The sequence below is a fragment of the Sphingomonas sp. PL20 genome, from assembly GCF_017875905.1.
In the GTDB taxonomy this organism is placed as follows: domain Bacteria; phylum Pseudomonadota; class Alphaproteobacteria; order Sphingomonadales; family Sphingomonadaceae; genus Sphingomonas; species Sphingomonas echinoides.
The window spans coordinates 1,900,031-1,914,511 of record NZ_JAGINH010000002.1 but is presented as its reverse complement, the minus strand read 5'-3'; the positions used below and the strand labels follow the sequence as shown (position 1 = coordinate 1,914,511).

The following is a 14,481-nucleotide window of genomic DNA, read 5'->3' as shown; positions in this document are numbered from 1 at the left end:
GCCTGAATTTAACATAATGTATATTATCGGATTGCTGGCGATGGGCAGCGGGAGTCAGGTCCCCGCCCGAAATGGAGCGTGTCGATGATCGAACGGTTGGTCGCGATCATGGCGCGGTTGCGCGATCCGGTGTCGGGCTGCGAATGGGATGTCGCGCAGGATTTCGCCAGCATCGCGCCCTATACGATCGAGGAAGCCTATGAAGTCGCCGACGCGATCGCGCGTGACGACATGGGCGAGCTGAAGGACGAGCTTGGCGATCTGCTGCTCCAGGTCGTGTTCCATGCGCGCATGGCCGAGGAAGCCGGTCATTTCGCGCTGGCTGACGTCGTGGCGGCGATCAGCGACAAGATGGAGCGCCGCCATCCGCATATCTTCGGCGATGTCGCTGAGGGCGGCCATCATCTGTGGGAACAGATCAAGGCCGCGGAACGCGCTGCCAAGGGTCAGGCCGATATCCCACCGGGCGCGCTGGACGGCGTAGCGCTGGGCCTGCCCGCTTTGCTCCGCGCCGAAAAGCTGCAGAATCGTGCGGCGCGCGTGGGGTTCGACTGGCCGGACCAGGACGGACCGCGCGCCAAGATTGACGAGGAAATCGCCGAGATCGAAGCGGCCACTACTCCGGCCGAGACCGAGGACGAGGTCGGCGATCTGCTCTTCTCGGTGGTCAATTGGGCGCGCAAGCTGGGCGTCGACCCGGAGGCGGCGCTACGCGGTGCCAATGCCAAATTCGAGCGCCGTTTCAGGGCGATGGAAGCCGAAGCTGGCGATGCCTTTCCGGGGCTGCCCCTCGCCGACAAGGAAGCCTTGTGGCAAGCGATCAAGGCACCGCGTCAGGAATGACCGCGGTCGCATAGCGGCAATGCACCGACCAGCCGAGGCTGGTATAAAGCGCCCGGCCTTGTGCGGTTGCGACCAGCACTTCGCGCGACGCGCTTGAGCGGCGCTGCGCTTGCAACAGGCTCATTACCGCCCGCCCCAGGCCGCGCCGCTGATGATCCGGGCTGGTGACGATCCGATCATAGACGAACACGCCCGACGCTTCCGCGGCATAACCGCTGGCCGCGAGCGCGCCGTTCGGAGAGGTGATCGCAACGCGAACGACGCCGCCGATGCTTTCCACCTTCGGGAGATAGCCGTCGGGCAGCGGCGTTTCTGCAAGGGGCGACGTCCCCGCTGTCATCATCCAGGAAGGCGCACAGATTTGCCAACGCGACGGCAAAAGCGATGTTAAAACAGCATCATCCTGGCAAAGTTTCACATACACTCTTGGCTGCGTGATGCTCTGCGCCAGATCGGCAATCGCCGGGGTCGGATCGGCGAAGACATAGCGGCACCATTCCTGCTCCGACCGCGTGTCCACCCGCCAGCCACCCTGCTCGGCCACTGGCATCGGCAAAGCCCGCGCGATCGAGCGGGCATGGAGCCAGCCTGCGATCAGCTCGCGATCGACGCCCTCAGCGCTGGCAGAACCGTTCATAATCGCGCTCGGCCATGCGGACTTCGTAGATCGCCTGTTCACCCTCGACCGATTGTTCCAGCACTTCGCCATGCGCGTGGAGCCAGGCGGCACCGGCACCATCGCCGGCATCGAGCAAAATGGTGTAGCGGCGATGGCTCGACGTCAGCAGCGCGGCGACGGTGTCGAGCAAGGCGGACACCCCTTCCCCACTCAGCGCCGAAATCGCCGCGACATCGTCGCGCCGCGCGGCTTCGCCCAGCAATTCGGCGCGATCATCGGCATCGAGCATGTCGAGCTTGTTCCACGCCTCGATCCGCGGGACCGAGAGGTCGACACCGATATCGCGCAGCACCGCCTCGACATCGTCCATCTGCGCGATCGTATCCGGGTGCGCGATGTCGCGGACGTGGATCAGCAAATCGGCCGACACCACTTCCTCGAGCGTGGCCTTGAAGGCCGCGACGAGCTGGGTCGGCAGTTCGGAGACGAACCCGACGGTGTCCGACAGGATTGCCTTGTCGATCCCCGGCAGCGCGATCTGCCGCAGCGTTGGGTCGAGCGTGGCGAACAGCAGATCCTCCGCCATGACGTCAGCACCGGTCATGCGGTTGAACAGCGTGGATTTTCCGGCGTTGGTATAGCCGACCAGCGCTATCACCGGCCACGGCGCGCGCTGGCGCCGGTCGCGGTGCAGTCCGCGCGTGCGACTGACTTGTTCCAATTCCTTCTTCAACCGCGCCATGCGATCGCGGATCAAGCGCCGATCGGCCTCGATCTGCGTTTCACCCGGGCCGCCGAGGAAGCCGAAGCCGCCGCGCTGCCGTTCCAAGTGGGTCCAAGTGCGTACCAGCCGCCCCGCCTGATAATCGAGATGCGCCAGTTCGACTTGCAAACGCCCTTCGGCGGTCGCTGCACGTTCGCCGAAGATTTCGAGGATCAGCCCGGTGCGATCGATCACCTTGGCCGACAGCGCTTTTTCGAGGTTGCGCTGCTGCACCGGCGTCAGGCTGGCGTCGAACACGACCAACTCGGCCTCGGCCATCCGCACCGTGGCAGCCAGCGCCTCGAGCTGCCCTTTGCCGATCAGCGTCGAAGGCTGGAGCGCGCGCACCTTGATCGCGACGCGATCGACCACTTCGACATGGATCGCCATGGCCAGCCCGGCGGTTTCGGCCAGCCGGGCATCGGCGTCCCGCGACGAAATGCCGGTGTCGGGATAAACGACAACGGCCTTGGCACCCCGCGCGACATCGTCGCGGTCCCGTTCAAAACCTGTGGTCAATCGTTGTCCGAACCTGCTGTTTCATCAGCCAAATTAAGGGGATGTGCGGGCTGAATGGTGGAGACCGCATGCTTGTAGACGAGCTGCGCCATGCCATCACGCTGGAGCAACATGCAGAACAGATCGAATGCTGCAATCTGCCCCTGCAGCATCACACCGTTGACCAGGAACATGGTGACATTGTCTTCCGACTTGCGCACAGCGTTGAGGAAGATTTCCTGCAGCAGCGGCTGCTTCTTCTGCGCCTCGCCAATGGCGTTGACGATCGCATCGATATCAACCGTGTTGGCCGGCATGATCGTCGAAATGGCGTGCTTGTAGATGAGCTGCGACTGACCGTCGCGGCGCAGCAGCACCGAGAAATTGTCGAACCAGGTGACGATGCCCTGGAGTTTGACGCCCTTCACGAGGAACATCGTGATCGGGGTCTTGGTGCGGCGCAGGGCGTTGAGGAACAGGTCTTGGAGAGAGGTGTGCTTGTCGGCCATCGGTCGATCCTTTGTTCTTGGCGGGGGGTGCCCGCGGCGCGCCGGTTCCGGCGTCGAGTTAGGTGATGTACCCGTCCCCTAATCTAGGGATGCGCGATCGTTTCGTCCACCGATCCAGTCGATTAATCCTCGCGTACTTCGGTAATGCCGAGCAATTTCAGCTTCCGGTGTAGCGCAGACCGCTCCATCCCGATGAAATTGGCGGTGCGCGAGATGTTGCCGGAGAAGCGCCGGATTTGCACCCGCAGATATTCGCGCTCAAAGGTTTCACGCGCTTCGCGGAGCGGAGCGCCCATGATCGCGGTCGCCCCGCCGCCTAGTTCGCCCGGATCACCAAGCACATCGGGCGGCAGCATATCGAGATCGATCTGCCCGATCCGGTCGCCCGGTGCCATGATGATCGTGCGCTCCACGATATTGCGAAGCTGGCGCACGTTCCCTGGCCATTCGTAGGATTGCAGGGCGACCATGGCGTCAGCGGCCACGGCGGGCGTCGGTACCCGCCGTTCGGACGCGTAATGCGCCATGAAATGATCGACCAGCGCAGGGATATCCTCGCGCCGCTCGGCCAGCCCCGGAATGGTCACCGGCACGACGTTGAGCCGGTAATACAGGTCCTCACGGAAGCGCCCTTCCGCGATTTCGTGCGTCAAATCCCGCGCGGTGGCAGACACCACGCGCACATCAACCTTCACCACGCGCTGACCGCCGACGCGGCTGAAGCTCTGATCGGTCAGCACGCGCAGGATGCGGCCTTGCGTCGCCAGCGGCATGTCGGCGATTTCGTCGAGGAACAAAGTGCCGCCATGCGCCTGTTCGAGCAGGCCGGAGCGGACGAGTTGCCCCCCCTCCTCAATGCCAAACAGTTCCTCCTCGACCCGCTCCGGCGTCATCCGCGCCGCACTGACAACGACGAAGGGCGCATCCGCCCGCTGGCTCCAGCCGTGCAGCAGCCGGGCGGCCACTTCCTTGCCGACGCCGGCCGCGCCCATGATCAGCACGCGGCTGCCCGTCGCGGCGACGCGTTTCAGCGTGGCGCGCACGCCATTGATCGCGCCGGAATTGCCGGTGAGGTCGGTGTCGCGGCCGACCACCGCGCGCAGGCTGGCAATTTCGCGGCGCAGGCTCTCGGTCTCGGTCGCGCGCGCAACCATCAGCAGCAGCCGCTCCGCCTCGAACGGTTTTTCGATGAAATCGGCCGCGCCGCGCCGGATCGCGGCGACGGCGGTATCGAGATTGCCGTGCCCGGAGATCATCAGCACCGGAATCGACGGGTCCCGCCGCTTGATCTCGTCGAGCAGTTCCAGCCCGTCGAGCCGCGAGCCGTGCAGCCACACGTCGAGCAGCACCAGCGAGGGCCGCCGCACCGAAATCGCTTCCAGCGCCGAATCGCTATCGGCCGCGACGCGCGCACCATAGCCCTCGTCTTCGAGCACACCGGCGACCAGGTCGCGAATATCGCGTTCGTCATCAACGACAAGAATGTCCAGGGGCATGGGTTCAGGTCCGGTTCTGCAAAAGTTGCTGGGGTGGCGTTTCGGCGATGCCCCCATCGCCTCCATCGCCGGCGTCGAGATTGGCGAGCATCGCGGTGTCGAAGCTGACGGTTACGATGGTGCCGCCGCCGGGGCGGTCAGCAAAGGTCATCGTGCCGAAATGCTCCTCGACGATCTTCTTGACGATCGCCAGGCCAAGGCCGGTGCCGCGCGCGCGGGTCGTGACATAGGGCTCGACGATGCGATCGCGCGCTGCGGGTAGGCCAATGCCGGTATCAGCGACGGTAATGGTGGTGCGTTCAGGCGTTTCGTCGAGCGACATCGTGACGCTCGCCTCCGCCGCACCCGGATTGGCCTCGACCGCCTCGACCGCGTTCTTGACGATGTTGGTCAGCGCCTGGCCGATCTGGCGGCGGTCGCACACCAGCATCGGGCCGGGGGCTTCGTGGGTGAGGCTGAAGACCACGCCCGGATGTGCAACCTCGTGCAGGAACAGCGTCTGCCGCGCGAGATCGACGAGCGATTCCTCGCGGAAGACGGGCTTGGGCATCCGCGCGAAGGAGGAGAATTCATCGACCATGCGGCGCAGATCGCCGACCTGGCGGACGATCGTGTCGGTTAGCCGCGCGAAGGTGGTGTCCTCTGGGTCGATCTGCTTGCCATAGCGCCGCTGGAGCCGTTCCGCCGCGAGCTGGATCGGGGTCAGCGGGTTCTTGATTTCATGCGCGATGCGGCGCGCGACATCGGACCAGGCGGCACGGCGTTGATCCAGCAATTGGCCGGTAATGTCGTCGAAGGTCAGGATCGGCCCCTCGACGGCGCGCGTGACCTTCACCGCCAGCGTACGCGCGTCGTTCCCGGTACCGGTTTCGATGATCGCCTCGCGATCCTGGCCATCGAGCAGCGCCGCCAATTCGGGCGCGATCAGCTTCAGCGGTTTGCCGACCGGCATATCGTCAGCGCCGTCCAGCAGCGTGATCGCCGAGCGATTGATCAGGCGGATCGTGCCATCGGGGGCGACCGAAATGACCCCTGCCGTCACCCCCGACATCACCGCCTCGATCAACGCGCGACGGCTTTCCAGCGCACCGGTCTGCGCCTGCAGGCGCTCGGTCATCTGGTTGAAGGCGCTGGTCAGCGTGCCGATTTCGTCGTCGGTCTTTGGTGCGGGCACGCGCGCGGTAAAGTCCCCGGTCGAGACACGGTCGGCGGCTGCCACCAGATCCCCCAGCGGGCGCACAATGCGATCTGCTACTTCCAGCGCGATCCACACCGCAATCGCAATGATAAGCAGTGAGATCCCGAGCAGCGCTGCATTGAATTTCAACTGCAGAGATCGAGAGCGCGCCAGAAAGTCGCGATAGCTCGACAAGACTGCGGCGCTCCGTTGGGATTGTACCTCCATCACCCGCACATCCGATCTGGCAACGGTCAGGAGATACACGTTCGTCGTGCCGGGGATCGGGGCCAGGGTCTTGATCCGATCGCCTTTGACAGTCGTGATACTGGGGACCTTTGTCTGGACGTCGGAAAGGTCGGCGGGCGAAACCTCCCGAGCAAGCTCCAGCTTGTCGGGATTTAAATTGATGATCTCATGAAATTTTCCGTCCGGAGACGCAATGAAGAGGAAACCATCCGAAAAACTCCGATAAAAGATCTGATATTTTCCAAAATATTCTGGAAAACTTGGTGACCGGATCTTATCGGAAAAGTTCTCTCCAATATCGGACGCGGCCGTAACGGTTGCTTCTTGCCAGCGTTGGAGCATTTGTTGGTACGAGGTCTTCGCAACCCCGGTCGCATTTTCGATCATGCTGCGAGCTTGGTCGGAATACCAAAATTGCACGCCGTATTGGAACAAGAGCGAGGCGAAGATCACCACCAACAGCGTCGGTACTGCGGCGATGATCGAAAACAGGGCGACCAGCTGCACGTGCAAACGGCCGCGTCCCCCGATCGGAAGGAGTGCGGCGCGGCGCATTGCGATGCGCCGTCCCAGCAACACCAGCAGCGCGATCCAAGGCAACAGATTGGCCAGCAGCAACGATGCGACCAGCGCCGGGCTGAGCAAAGCATCCACCTTGTCGCGGGCGATGAACCAATAGCTTACCCCGGCAACGATGAGGGCAACCGCGAGAACAGCGAGTTCCAGAAAGCGCGCGATACGGAAACGCGGCGGCATGCCGCCAGATCCCGGTACCGAAAGCAAAGACTCACTCATCGTGACATTCCTACAACGCCTGCGTTGCAAGGAAAACACACAAAAATGGGTTGGTCCCAAACCCGGCCCGGATGATCGTGTACGGTGCGTCGATCAGGGATCGATGCCCAGCATATCCAGGCGCTTGCGCAGCGTATTGCGGTTGATTCCCAGGGCGCGCGCCGCGCGCAACTGGTTCTGGCCATGGCGGGCCAGCAGCGCCTCGATCAGCGGTCGCTCCACCTCGGCGATGATCCGATCATACAGCGTGCCATCGTCGAGCGCGGCGGGCTCCTCGATCGCCAGCCGATCGATTCGCGCGCGAATGGCGGCCTCGATCCCGGCGTCGCCGATCATCGGAGTCGACGGCAGCACGCCACCCAGCATCGCGCGCATCTCGTCGGCATCAATCCGCTCATCGCGCGCCAGCACCGCGATGCGCCGCATCATATTTTCCAGCTCGCGGACATTGCCCGGCCAGTCATAGCCCTCGATCACCGCAATCGCGTCGGGATCGAGTTGCTTGCGCGGCAAACCGTCTTCGGCGGCGCGGTCAAGAAAATGGCGGGCGAGCAATGGGATGTCCTGCCGCCGCGCGCGCAGCGCGGGCAGCAGTACCGGCACGACATTCAGGCGATAAAACAGATCCTCGCGAAACTGGCCGACCGCCACCAGCTGCGCCAGATCGCGATTGGTCGCGGCGACGATGCGCACATCGGCGCGGATTGTGCGCGCGCCGCCAACGGTGGTGAACTCGCCCGATTGCAGCACGCGCAGCAGCCGCGTCTGCGCCTCCATCGGCATGTCGCCGATTTCGTCGAGGAACAGCGTGCCCCCCGCCGCTTGTTCGAACCGCCCGGCTGAGCGCGCCTGCGCGCCGGTAAAGGCACCGCGTTCATGGCCGAACAATTCCGCCTCAATCAGTTCGCGCGGGATCGCGGCCATGTTGAGCGCAAGGAAGGGCGAACGGCGGCGCGGCCCCAAATCATGGATCGCGCGCGCGACCAGTTCCTTGCCGGTACCCGATTCGCCCGAGATCAGCACCGTGAGGTCATTCGAAACGACGCGCGCGATGATGCGATAGACATCCTGCATCGCGGGCGAGCGGCCGATCAGCGGCAGAGCGCGATCTTCGGCCTCGATCGGATCGGCGACAGCCCCTGCCCCTCGCGCGAGCGCGCTCTGGACGGTGCGCGACAGCACGTCGAGATCGAACGGCTTGGGGAGATAATCGAACGCGCCGACCTCGGTTGAGCGTACCGCCGTCGTCAGCGTGTTCTGCGCCGACAACACGATCACCGGCAAACCCGGATGCGCCCGGACGACGCGCTCGACCAGATCGAGTCCGTTACCGTCGGGCAGCACCACATCGGTAACCAGCACGTCGGGGGCGGTCGCGGCAAGCTGCATTTCGGCCTCGGCGATCGTCGCCACGACGATCACGCGGTGGCCATCGCGCTTCAGCGCTTGCCCGACCACGGTGCGGATGGCGGCATCGTCGTCGACGACCAGGATTCGTCCGGTGCGAGTCATGCGCCCCCACGCGGCAGCATGATGCGAAACACGGTCATTGGCGGGGTTCCTTCCCGGGCAAATTGGATGATCCCGCCCATGTCGCGCACCAATTTGTCGACCAGCGCGAGGCCAAGCCCCTGCCCCTCGGGTTTGCCCGAAATGAACGGGTCGAACAGGTGCTCGGCAATATCGGCGGGCGGCCCGGGGCCATTGTCGATCACGCAAATCTCGATTGGCAGTGGACGGCGTGGTTTGCCGGGACCCGGCGCGATCGCCATGCCGTGGCGATAGGCAGTGGCGAGCGTGATCCGCGCATCGGCCTGATCACGCACCGCTTCGCTGGCATTTTTGAGCAGGTTGAGCACCACTTGCAGCGTCGCATCACGGTCGATCTGCACTGGCGGCAGCGACGGATCGAAGCGCTCCTCGATCACGACGTGCCGCCCGAAACCGGCCAGCGCGACACGGCGGGCATGATCCAGAAGGGGATAGATATTCTCGGGCGCGAGCTGCAACGGCCGCGTGTCGGTGAAGTCCTGCATCCGGTCGATTAACGCCGCGATCCGGTCGACTTCGGTGGTGATCAGCGTGGTCAGTTCTGCCGCGCCCTTGCCCTTGGACAGCAATTGCGCCGCGCCGCGAATGCCCGATAGCGGGTTCTTGATTTCATGTGCCAGCATCGCCGCCGCGCCGATCGCCGCGCGCGCGGCCGAGGCGCGATCGGCATTGTGGCCCATCCGGCGCGAGGCGGCGGCATGATGCAGCGTGATCGTCTGCCAGCCGGGATGATCGGCGAGCCGCGATTCGACATAATCGACGCGCACCTTGCCGCCGCGGCGCAGCTCGATTTCAATATCGAACGCCGCGAAGCCGTGATTGTCGCGCGGATTTTCGTCTTCGGGGGCTTTCAGGATCGACGCCAGGGGCTGGCCGAGCATCGCCCGCTCGGACAGATTGAGCAGCGCCTCGCACTCGGCATTAGCGTGGGCAACGCGCGACTCGGGGTCTACAACCAGCACCGCCACCGGCAGCGCGGCGAACAGTTCTGCGAAATCGGGACCCTCTGGCGCGTTCACGCGGCGGCGCGACTGCACAAGGGCGCATAAAATTCGGAGAGCATGGCCTTGACGACCTTGGGGTCGGCAATCTGGTTCACACGGTTACGGAATTCGGCCGATCCGTGCAGGCCGCGCGTGTACCAACCGATATGCTTGCGCGCCATATTGACGCCGGTCTCGGTGCCATAGTGGCTGAGCATTGCATCGTAATGCTCTGCGATCACGGTATATTGCTCTTCGATCGAGGGGTCGGCGACGCGGCGGCCGCTGGCGAACCACTCCATTACCTGGCCGAGCAGCCATGGGCGACCATAGGAACCGCGTCCGATCATCACGCCGTCCGCGCCCGACTGGTCGAGTGCCGCCTCGGCATCCTCGATCGAGCAGATGTCGCCATTGGCGATCACCGGGATCGTCACCGCATCCTTTACCGAGCGGATGAACGCCCAATCGGCATTGCCCTTATACATCTGGTTGCGCGTGCGGCCGTGGACGGTGACGAGCTTCACGCCCAGATCCTGTGCGATCTTGGCCAGGTCCGGCGCGTTGAGGCTGCTATGATCCCAGCCCATCCGCATCTTCAGCGTGACGGGCACGCTGACCGCCTCGACCACGCCCTTGATGATCGCACCGGCAGTGTCGAGATCGCGCATCAGCGCCGAACCGGCATCGCCATTGGTCACCTTGCGCACCGGGCAGCCCATGTTGATGTCGATGATCGCGGCCCCGCGATCCTCGCTCAATTTGGCCGCTTCGCCCATTTCATAAGGCGTGCAGCCGACGAGCTGCATCGAGACTGGATCCTCGATCGGGTGCCACGCCGCCTTTTGCAGCGACTGGCGCGTCTCGCGAATCGCCGCCTGGCTCGCCACCATCTCGGTCACGTTGAGGCCCGAGCCATAGCGCCGCACCAGTGTGCGGAACGGCATGTCGGTGACGCCGGTCATCGGCGCGAGGATCACGGGACTCGCGATCGTCACGGGGCCGACGTGCAGGGGGGCAAGAGTACGCGAAGTCACGGGATGGAATCTGCCTGAAAAACGGGCAGCCTATAAGCGAAAGCCCGTCTTGCGGCAAGGCGGGCTGGCGGGCGGCCACGGCTTGGGCTAGGCGCGCCGCATGACTTCGACCAAGACCGCCGCCATCATCGTCGCCGCCGGCACCGGCGTCCGCTCGGGCAGCGCTGTTCCAAAGCAATATGCAACGCTGGGCACCAAGGCGGTGCTCGCCCACAGCTATGCCGCACTGCGCGCGCATCCCGCGATCGACCGCGTGATCGTGGTGATCGGTGCCGGACAGGAAGCGTCCTTGCACGAAGCCCTTGGCGAGGTCGAATATGTGATCGGCGGCGCGACTCGGCGGCTTTCGGTGCTGGCTGGACTTGAAGCACTGACGACCTCCAATCGTCACCCCGGGCTCGTCCCGGGGTCTACCGTTCCGCGCGACCAGCGGCCTGAAAGCGCGGATACCAGTGGGCCCCGGGACGAGCCCGGGGAGACGATTGGGGTCGAGCGGGTCCTCATCCACGATGCCGCGCGCCCGTTCCTGAGCGCCGCCGTGATCGACCGGTTGCTCGCCGCGCTCGATACGCAGGACGGCGCAGTCCCTGCCCTGCCCGTCGCCGATACGCTGGCGCGCGGGGAAGCGGAGCTGGGCGAGACCGTCGCGCGCGACGCCCTGCACCGCATCCAGACGCCGCAAGCCTTTCATTTTGCCACCGCCCTCGCCGCGCATCGCGGCTGGACCGGTGCCGAACCGACCGACGACGCGCAAATGCTGCGCGCGGTCGGTGGCCGGGTCGCGCTGGTCGAAGGAGACCCCATGCTCGAAAAGATCACCCATCCCACCGATTTCGCCGCCGCCGAGTCGCGCCTTGCCGCCACGATGCGCTCGCGCACAGCGACCGGCTTCGACGTCCACCGTCTCGAAGCAGGCGAGGAATTGTGGCTTGGCGGCGTGCTGATCCCGCATGACAAGGGCTTGTCCGGCCATAGCGATGCCGATGTCGCGCTTCACGCCATTACGGACGCCTTGCTCGGCACGATCGCGGCGGGCGATATCGGCACGCATTTCCCGCCCAGCGACCCGCAGTGGCGCGGCGCGGATTCGGCGCAGTTCCTGCAACATGCCGCCTCGCTGATCGAAGCGCGCGGCGGGATCATCGATTTCATCGATCTGACGCTGATCTGCGAGGCCCCCAAGATCGGCCCGCATCGCATCGCGATGCGCGACCGTATCGCAGAGCTCTTGCGGCTCGCGCCGGATCAGGTCAGCATCAAGGCGACGACGACTGAGCGTTTGGGCTTTACCGGACGTGGCGAGGGGATTGCGGCGCAGGCCGCCGCCACCGTCCGGGTTCCAGGGGAGCGATAACGATGGATACCATCCTGCCCGCCCAATTGGTGGAGGCCGCCCGCAAGGTGGTGGCGGCCAATCTCGCCGCCGGCCGCCGCGTGGCGCTGGCCGAGAGCTGCACCGGTGGCCTGGTCGCGGCCGCCATCACCGAAATCGCTGGTTCGTCCGAAATGTTCGAAAGCGGCTTTGTTACCTATTCCAACGACGCCAAACTGGAGATGCTGGGCGTCAGTGCCGATGTGCTGGAAACCTTCGGTGCGGTGTCGGTCGCGACCGCGTGGAGCATGGCGCAGGGCGCGCTGGAGGCCAGCGGTGCCGATGTCGCCGTCGCCATCACCGGCGTCGCAGGGCCCGGCGGCGGCACCGAGAAGAAGCCGGTCGGCACGGTTGTGTTTGCCCGCGCCGAACGCGGTGCCGATCCCGGACATGTTGTCGCCGATCGCAAGGATTTCGGCGATTTGGGGCGTGGCGGCGTGCGGCTTCAGGCCGCGTTGTGCGCGCTGGAACTGCTGCTGCCATCCGAAGACGATACCGCGCCTGAGGCCGAGGAAGCCCCATAAAGCACGGCGGCGCGGTCCTCGAACGCGCCGATCATCTTGCGCAGCGCGGTACCGAACACCTGGCCCGCCAGCATCTCGAACACGCGGTTCTTGAAAGCGAAGTCGACCGTAAAATCGACCGCACACCCAGTGCCATCGGGCCGGAACACCCATTCGTTGCGCAGATATTTGAGCGGCCCGTCGAGATATTCGACCTCGATCCGATCGGGCCGATGTTTCTCCACCTTCGACGTGAAGGTCTCGCGCAGGCCTTTGAAGCCGACGATCATGTCGGCAACCATCTGCGTTTCGCTGTTCGAGCGGACGCGGATTGCCGATACCCACGGCAGGAACTCGGCATAACGGGCAACATCGGCAACCAGATCGAACATCTGCTCCGGCGTGTAAGGCAGCCGCCGCGTTTCGGAATGGCGTGGCATTAGCGCGCGGCGAGCTTTGCCTCCCGCGCGGCGCGCAGGCGGGCGAAATCGTCACCGGCATGATAGCTCGACCGCGTCAGCGGCGAACTTGCCACCAGCAGGAAGCCCTTGGCGCGGGCGATCGCGGCATAGGCATCGAACACGGCGGGGGTGACGAAGTCCATCACCTTGGCGTGGCGCGGGGTCGGCTGCAGATACTGCCCCATCGTCAGGAAATCGATCTCGGCCGAGCGCATGTCGTCCATCACCTGATGCACTTCGAGCCGTTCTTCGCCCAGACCCAGCATCACGCCCGATTTGGTGAAGATCGAGGGATCGTGGCGCTTCACACTCTCCAGCAGCCGCAGCGACGCGTAATACCGCGCGCCGGGGCGGATCGTCGGATAGAGGCGCGGGACGGTTTCAAGATTGTGATTGTACACGTCGGGCCGCGCCGCGACGATCGACTCGACCGCAGCCTGCGTCTTGTTGCGGAAATCGGGGGTCAGGATTTCGATCGTCGTGTTGGGCGTGGTGCGGCGCAGCGCCTCGATCACCTTGACGAACTGCGAGGCACCGCCATCGGGCAGATCATCGCGGTCGACCGAGGTGATGACGATATGTTCGAGGCCCAATTCGGCCGCCGCATCGGCGGTGTGCTGAGGCTCCAGCGGATCGACAGCGCGCGGCATGCCGGTCTTCACATTGCAAAAGGCGCAGGCGCGCGTGCAGGTGTCGCCCAAGATCATCACCGTCGCGTGTTTCTTGGTCCAGCACTCGCCGATATTGGGGCAAGCCGCTTCCTCGCACACGGTGTTGAGGTTGAGGCGGCGCATCATCGCCTTGGTTTCACCAAAGGCAGCGCCACCGGGGGCCTTGACGCGGATCCAGTCGGGCTTGCGTTGACGCTGCCGGGCGAGCGGGGACATCTCGTTCATGGCGGAGCAGATAGCGACTGGTGCGCCCGCTTGCCACCCCCTGTTGTCCGCTGATAAGAGCCACTCATGAGTGATTTTACCGATATGCTCGGCGGCTATCGCCGATTTCGCGACACGGATTGGCCGCGCCAGCGCGATCGGTGGTCCACTTTGTCCAAGGGTCAAAGCCCCAAGGTAATGGTGATCGCGTGTTCGGACAGTCGAGTCGATCCCGCGCAGATCTTCGATACCTCGCCCGGCGAAATCTTCGTCGTGCGCAACGTTGCCAACCTCGTGCCCCCGTTCGAGCTCGACGGTCGACGCCACGGCGTGTCGGCTGCGCTCGAATTCGCGGTGACTCAGCTCGAAGTCTCCGAAATCGTGGTGATGGGGCACGGCCAATGCGGCGGCGTTCACGCCGCGATGACCCAGGCGTTCGCGGGCAAGGCACCCGGCGAAGGCGGCTTCATCGATCACTGGGTCGACATGCTCGATGAAGCACGCGACCGGATCGTGGCGCAGCACGGGTCGGGGCCTGACGCGATCCATGAACTGGAGCTCGAAACCGTCCGCGTCAGCGTCGCCAACCTGCGGACGTTCCCCTGCATTCCCGAGCGTGAGGGGGCGGGTAAGCTGAAGCTTCGCGGCGCGTATTTCGCGATCGCCGACGGCGTGCTGCACGTGATGGACGATAACGGCGTGTTCGCCGCCGCATAAGGCATCCGTTGGGAAAACATATATGTCGCCATA

The 14,481-nt window shown here is 64.6% G+C and carries 13 protein-coding genes and 1 pseudogene; 4 read left to right on the top strand and 10 right to left on the bottom strand.

From position 1 onward, the window contains the following. Positions 1-84 precede the first annotated feature (84 nt). A complete protein-coding gene (gene mazG / locus H4W01_RS08735) occupies positions 85-843 on the top strand; it encodes a nucleoside triphosphate pyrophosphohydrolase (RefSeq protein WP_209610707.1) in 759 nt (252 codons plus the stop codon). Here the strand turns inward: mazG and H4W01_RS08730 are convergent. From H4W01_RS08730 to dusB, 8 genes and pseudogenes are all read right to left on the bottom strand, one after another. Next, a complete protein-coding gene (locus tag H4W01_RS08730; protein WP_209610706.1) occupies positions 821-1,480 on the bottom strand; it encodes a GNAT family N-acetyltransferase in 660 nt (219 codons plus the stop codon). The genes mazG and H4W01_RS08730 overlap by 23 nt on opposite strands. Beyond that, complete coding sequence (hflX, locus tag H4W01_RS08725; protein ID WP_209610705.1) at positions 1,458-2,744, bottom strand: GTPase HflX; 1,287 nt, start codon at positions 2,742-2,744, stop codon at positions 1,458-1,460. The genes H4W01_RS08730 and hflX overlap by 23 nt, the downstream gene beginning before the upstream one ends. Beyond that, a pseudogene (hfq, locus tag H4W01_RS08720) lies at positions 2,741-3,256 on the bottom strand (RNA chaperone Hfq); the annotation flags it as partial. The pseudogene hfq and the gene hflX, both read right to left, overlap by 4 nt. A 98-nt stretch (positions 3,257-3,354) precedes the next feature. Further along, a complete protein-coding gene (gene ntrX / locus H4W01_RS08715; RefSeq protein WP_010402761.1) occupies positions 3,355-4,728 on the bottom strand; it encodes a nitrogen assimilation response regulator NtrX in 1,374 nt (457 codons plus the stop codon). Positions 4,729-4,732: 4 nt separating this feature from the next. Next, on the bottom strand, positions 4,733-6,910 hold the full coding sequence (locus H4W01_RS08710) for a sensor histidine kinase (protein WP_010402760.1): 2,178 nt from the start codon (positions 6,908-6,910) through the stop codon (positions 4,733-4,735). Between the two features lie 132 nt (positions 6,911-7,042). Further along, positions 7,043-8,461: a nitrogen regulation protein NR(I) gene (gene ntrC, locus H4W01_RS08705; protein ID WP_209610704.1), complete on the bottom strand. Its 1,419-nt coding sequence runs from the start codon at positions 8,459-8,461 to the stop codon at positions 7,043-7,045. Next, positions 8,458-9,537 (bottom strand): two-component system sensor histidine kinase NtrB, encoded by a 1,080-nt coding sequence (locus H4W01_RS08700; protein WP_209610703.1) that lies wholly within the window; start codon positions 9,535-9,537, stop codon positions 8,458-8,460. The genes ntrC and H4W01_RS08700 overlap by 4 nt, the downstream gene beginning before the upstream one ends. Next, on the bottom strand, positions 9,516-10,520 hold the full coding sequence (gene dusB / locus H4W01_RS08695; protein WP_209610702.1) for a tRNA dihydrouridine synthase DusB: 1,005 nt from the start codon (positions 10,518-10,520) through the stop codon (positions 9,516-9,518). Before dusB ends, H4W01_RS08700 begins: the two co-directional genes overlap by 22 nt. A 100-nt stretch (positions 10,521-10,620) precedes the next feature. On the opposite strand from dusB, the gene ispF reads away from it, so the two are divergent. Both ispF and H4W01_RS08685 read left to right on the top strand, forming a co-directional pair. Continuing rightward, positions 10,621-11,874, top strand: coding sequence for a 2-C-methyl-D-erythritol 2,4-cyclodiphosphate synthase (ispF, locus tag H4W01_RS08690; protein ID WP_209610701.1), 1,254 nt, complete (start codon positions 10,621-10,623; stop codon positions 11,872-11,874). A 2-nt stretch (positions 11,875-11,876) separates the two neighbouring features. Then, positions 11,877-12,416 carry a CinA family protein gene (locus H4W01_RS08685; RefSeq protein ID WP_010402752.1) on the top strand — a complete coding sequence of 180 codons (540 nt, stop codon included), beginning with the start codon at positions 11,877-11,879 and terminating at the stop codon, positions 12,414-12,416. Here the strand turns inward: H4W01_RS08685 and H4W01_RS08680 are convergent. Together H4W01_RS08680 and lipA are read right to left on the bottom strand one after the other, a co-directional pair. Then, a complete protein-coding gene (locus tag H4W01_RS08680) occupies positions 12,338-12,835 on the bottom strand; it encodes a type II toxin-antitoxin system RatA family toxin (RefSeq protein ID WP_029622336.1) in 498 nt (165 codons plus the stop codon). The genes H4W01_RS08685 and H4W01_RS08680 overlap by 79 nt on opposite strands. Beyond that, positions 12,835-13,752, bottom strand: coding sequence for a lipoyl synthase (lipA, locus tag H4W01_RS08675; protein ID WP_209610700.1), 918 nt, complete (start codon positions 13,750-13,752; stop codon positions 12,835-12,837). The genes H4W01_RS08680 and lipA overlap by 1 nt, the downstream gene beginning before the upstream one ends. Positions 13,753-13,818: 66 nt before the next feature. On the opposite strand from lipA, the gene H4W01_RS08670 reads away from it, so the two are divergent. Continuing rightward, the gene (locus tag H4W01_RS08670) at positions 13,819-14,448 is read left to right on the top strand and encodes a carbonic anhydrase (protein WP_209610699.1); all 630 of its coding nucleotides are present in this window, start codon (positions 13,819-13,821) and stop codon (positions 14,446-14,448) included. Positions 14,449-14,481 lie beyond the last annotated feature (33 nt).

Bases quoted from the DNA above. Each gene is read 5' to 3' on its own strand.
- ispF (WP_209610701.1), top strand. From the start codon at position 10,621: ATGACTTCGACCAAGACCGCCGCCATCATCGTCGCCGCCGGCACCGGC.
- ntrC (WP_209610704.1), bottom strand. From the start codon at position 8,461: ATGACTCGCACCGGACGAATCCTGGTCGTCGACGACGATGCCGCCATC.
- H4W01_RS08730 (WP_209610706.1), bottom strand. From the start codon at position 1,480: ATGAACGGTTCTGCCAGCGCTGAGGGCGTCGATCGCGAGCTGATCGCA.
- ntrX (WP_010402761.1), bottom strand. From the start codon at position 4,728: ATGCCCCTGGACATTCTTGTCGTTGATGACGAACGCGATATTCGCGAC.
- H4W01_RS08685 (WP_010402752.1), top strand. From the start codon at position 11,877: ATGGATACCATCCTGCCCGCCCAATTGGTGGAGGCCGCCCGCAAGGTG.
- lipA (WP_209610700.1), bottom strand. From the start codon at position 13,752: ATGAACGAGATGTCCCCGCTCGCCCGGCAGCGTCAACGCAAGCCCGAC.
- mazG (WP_209610707.1), top strand. From the start codon at position 85: ATGATCGAACGGTTGGTCGCGATCATGGCGCGGTTGCGCGATCCGGTG.
- H4W01_RS08670 (WP_209610699.1), top strand. From the start codon at position 13,819: ATGAGTGATTTTACCGATATGCTCGGCGGCTATCGCCGATTTCGCGAC.
- H4W01_RS08680 (WP_029622336.1), bottom strand. From the start codon at position 12,835: ATGCCACGCCATTCCGAAACGCGGCGGCTGCCTTACACGCCGGAGCAG.
- H4W01_RS08710 (WP_010402760.1), bottom strand. From the start codon at position 6,910: ATGCCGCCGCGTTTCCGTATCGCGCGCTTTCTGGAACTCGCTGTTCTC.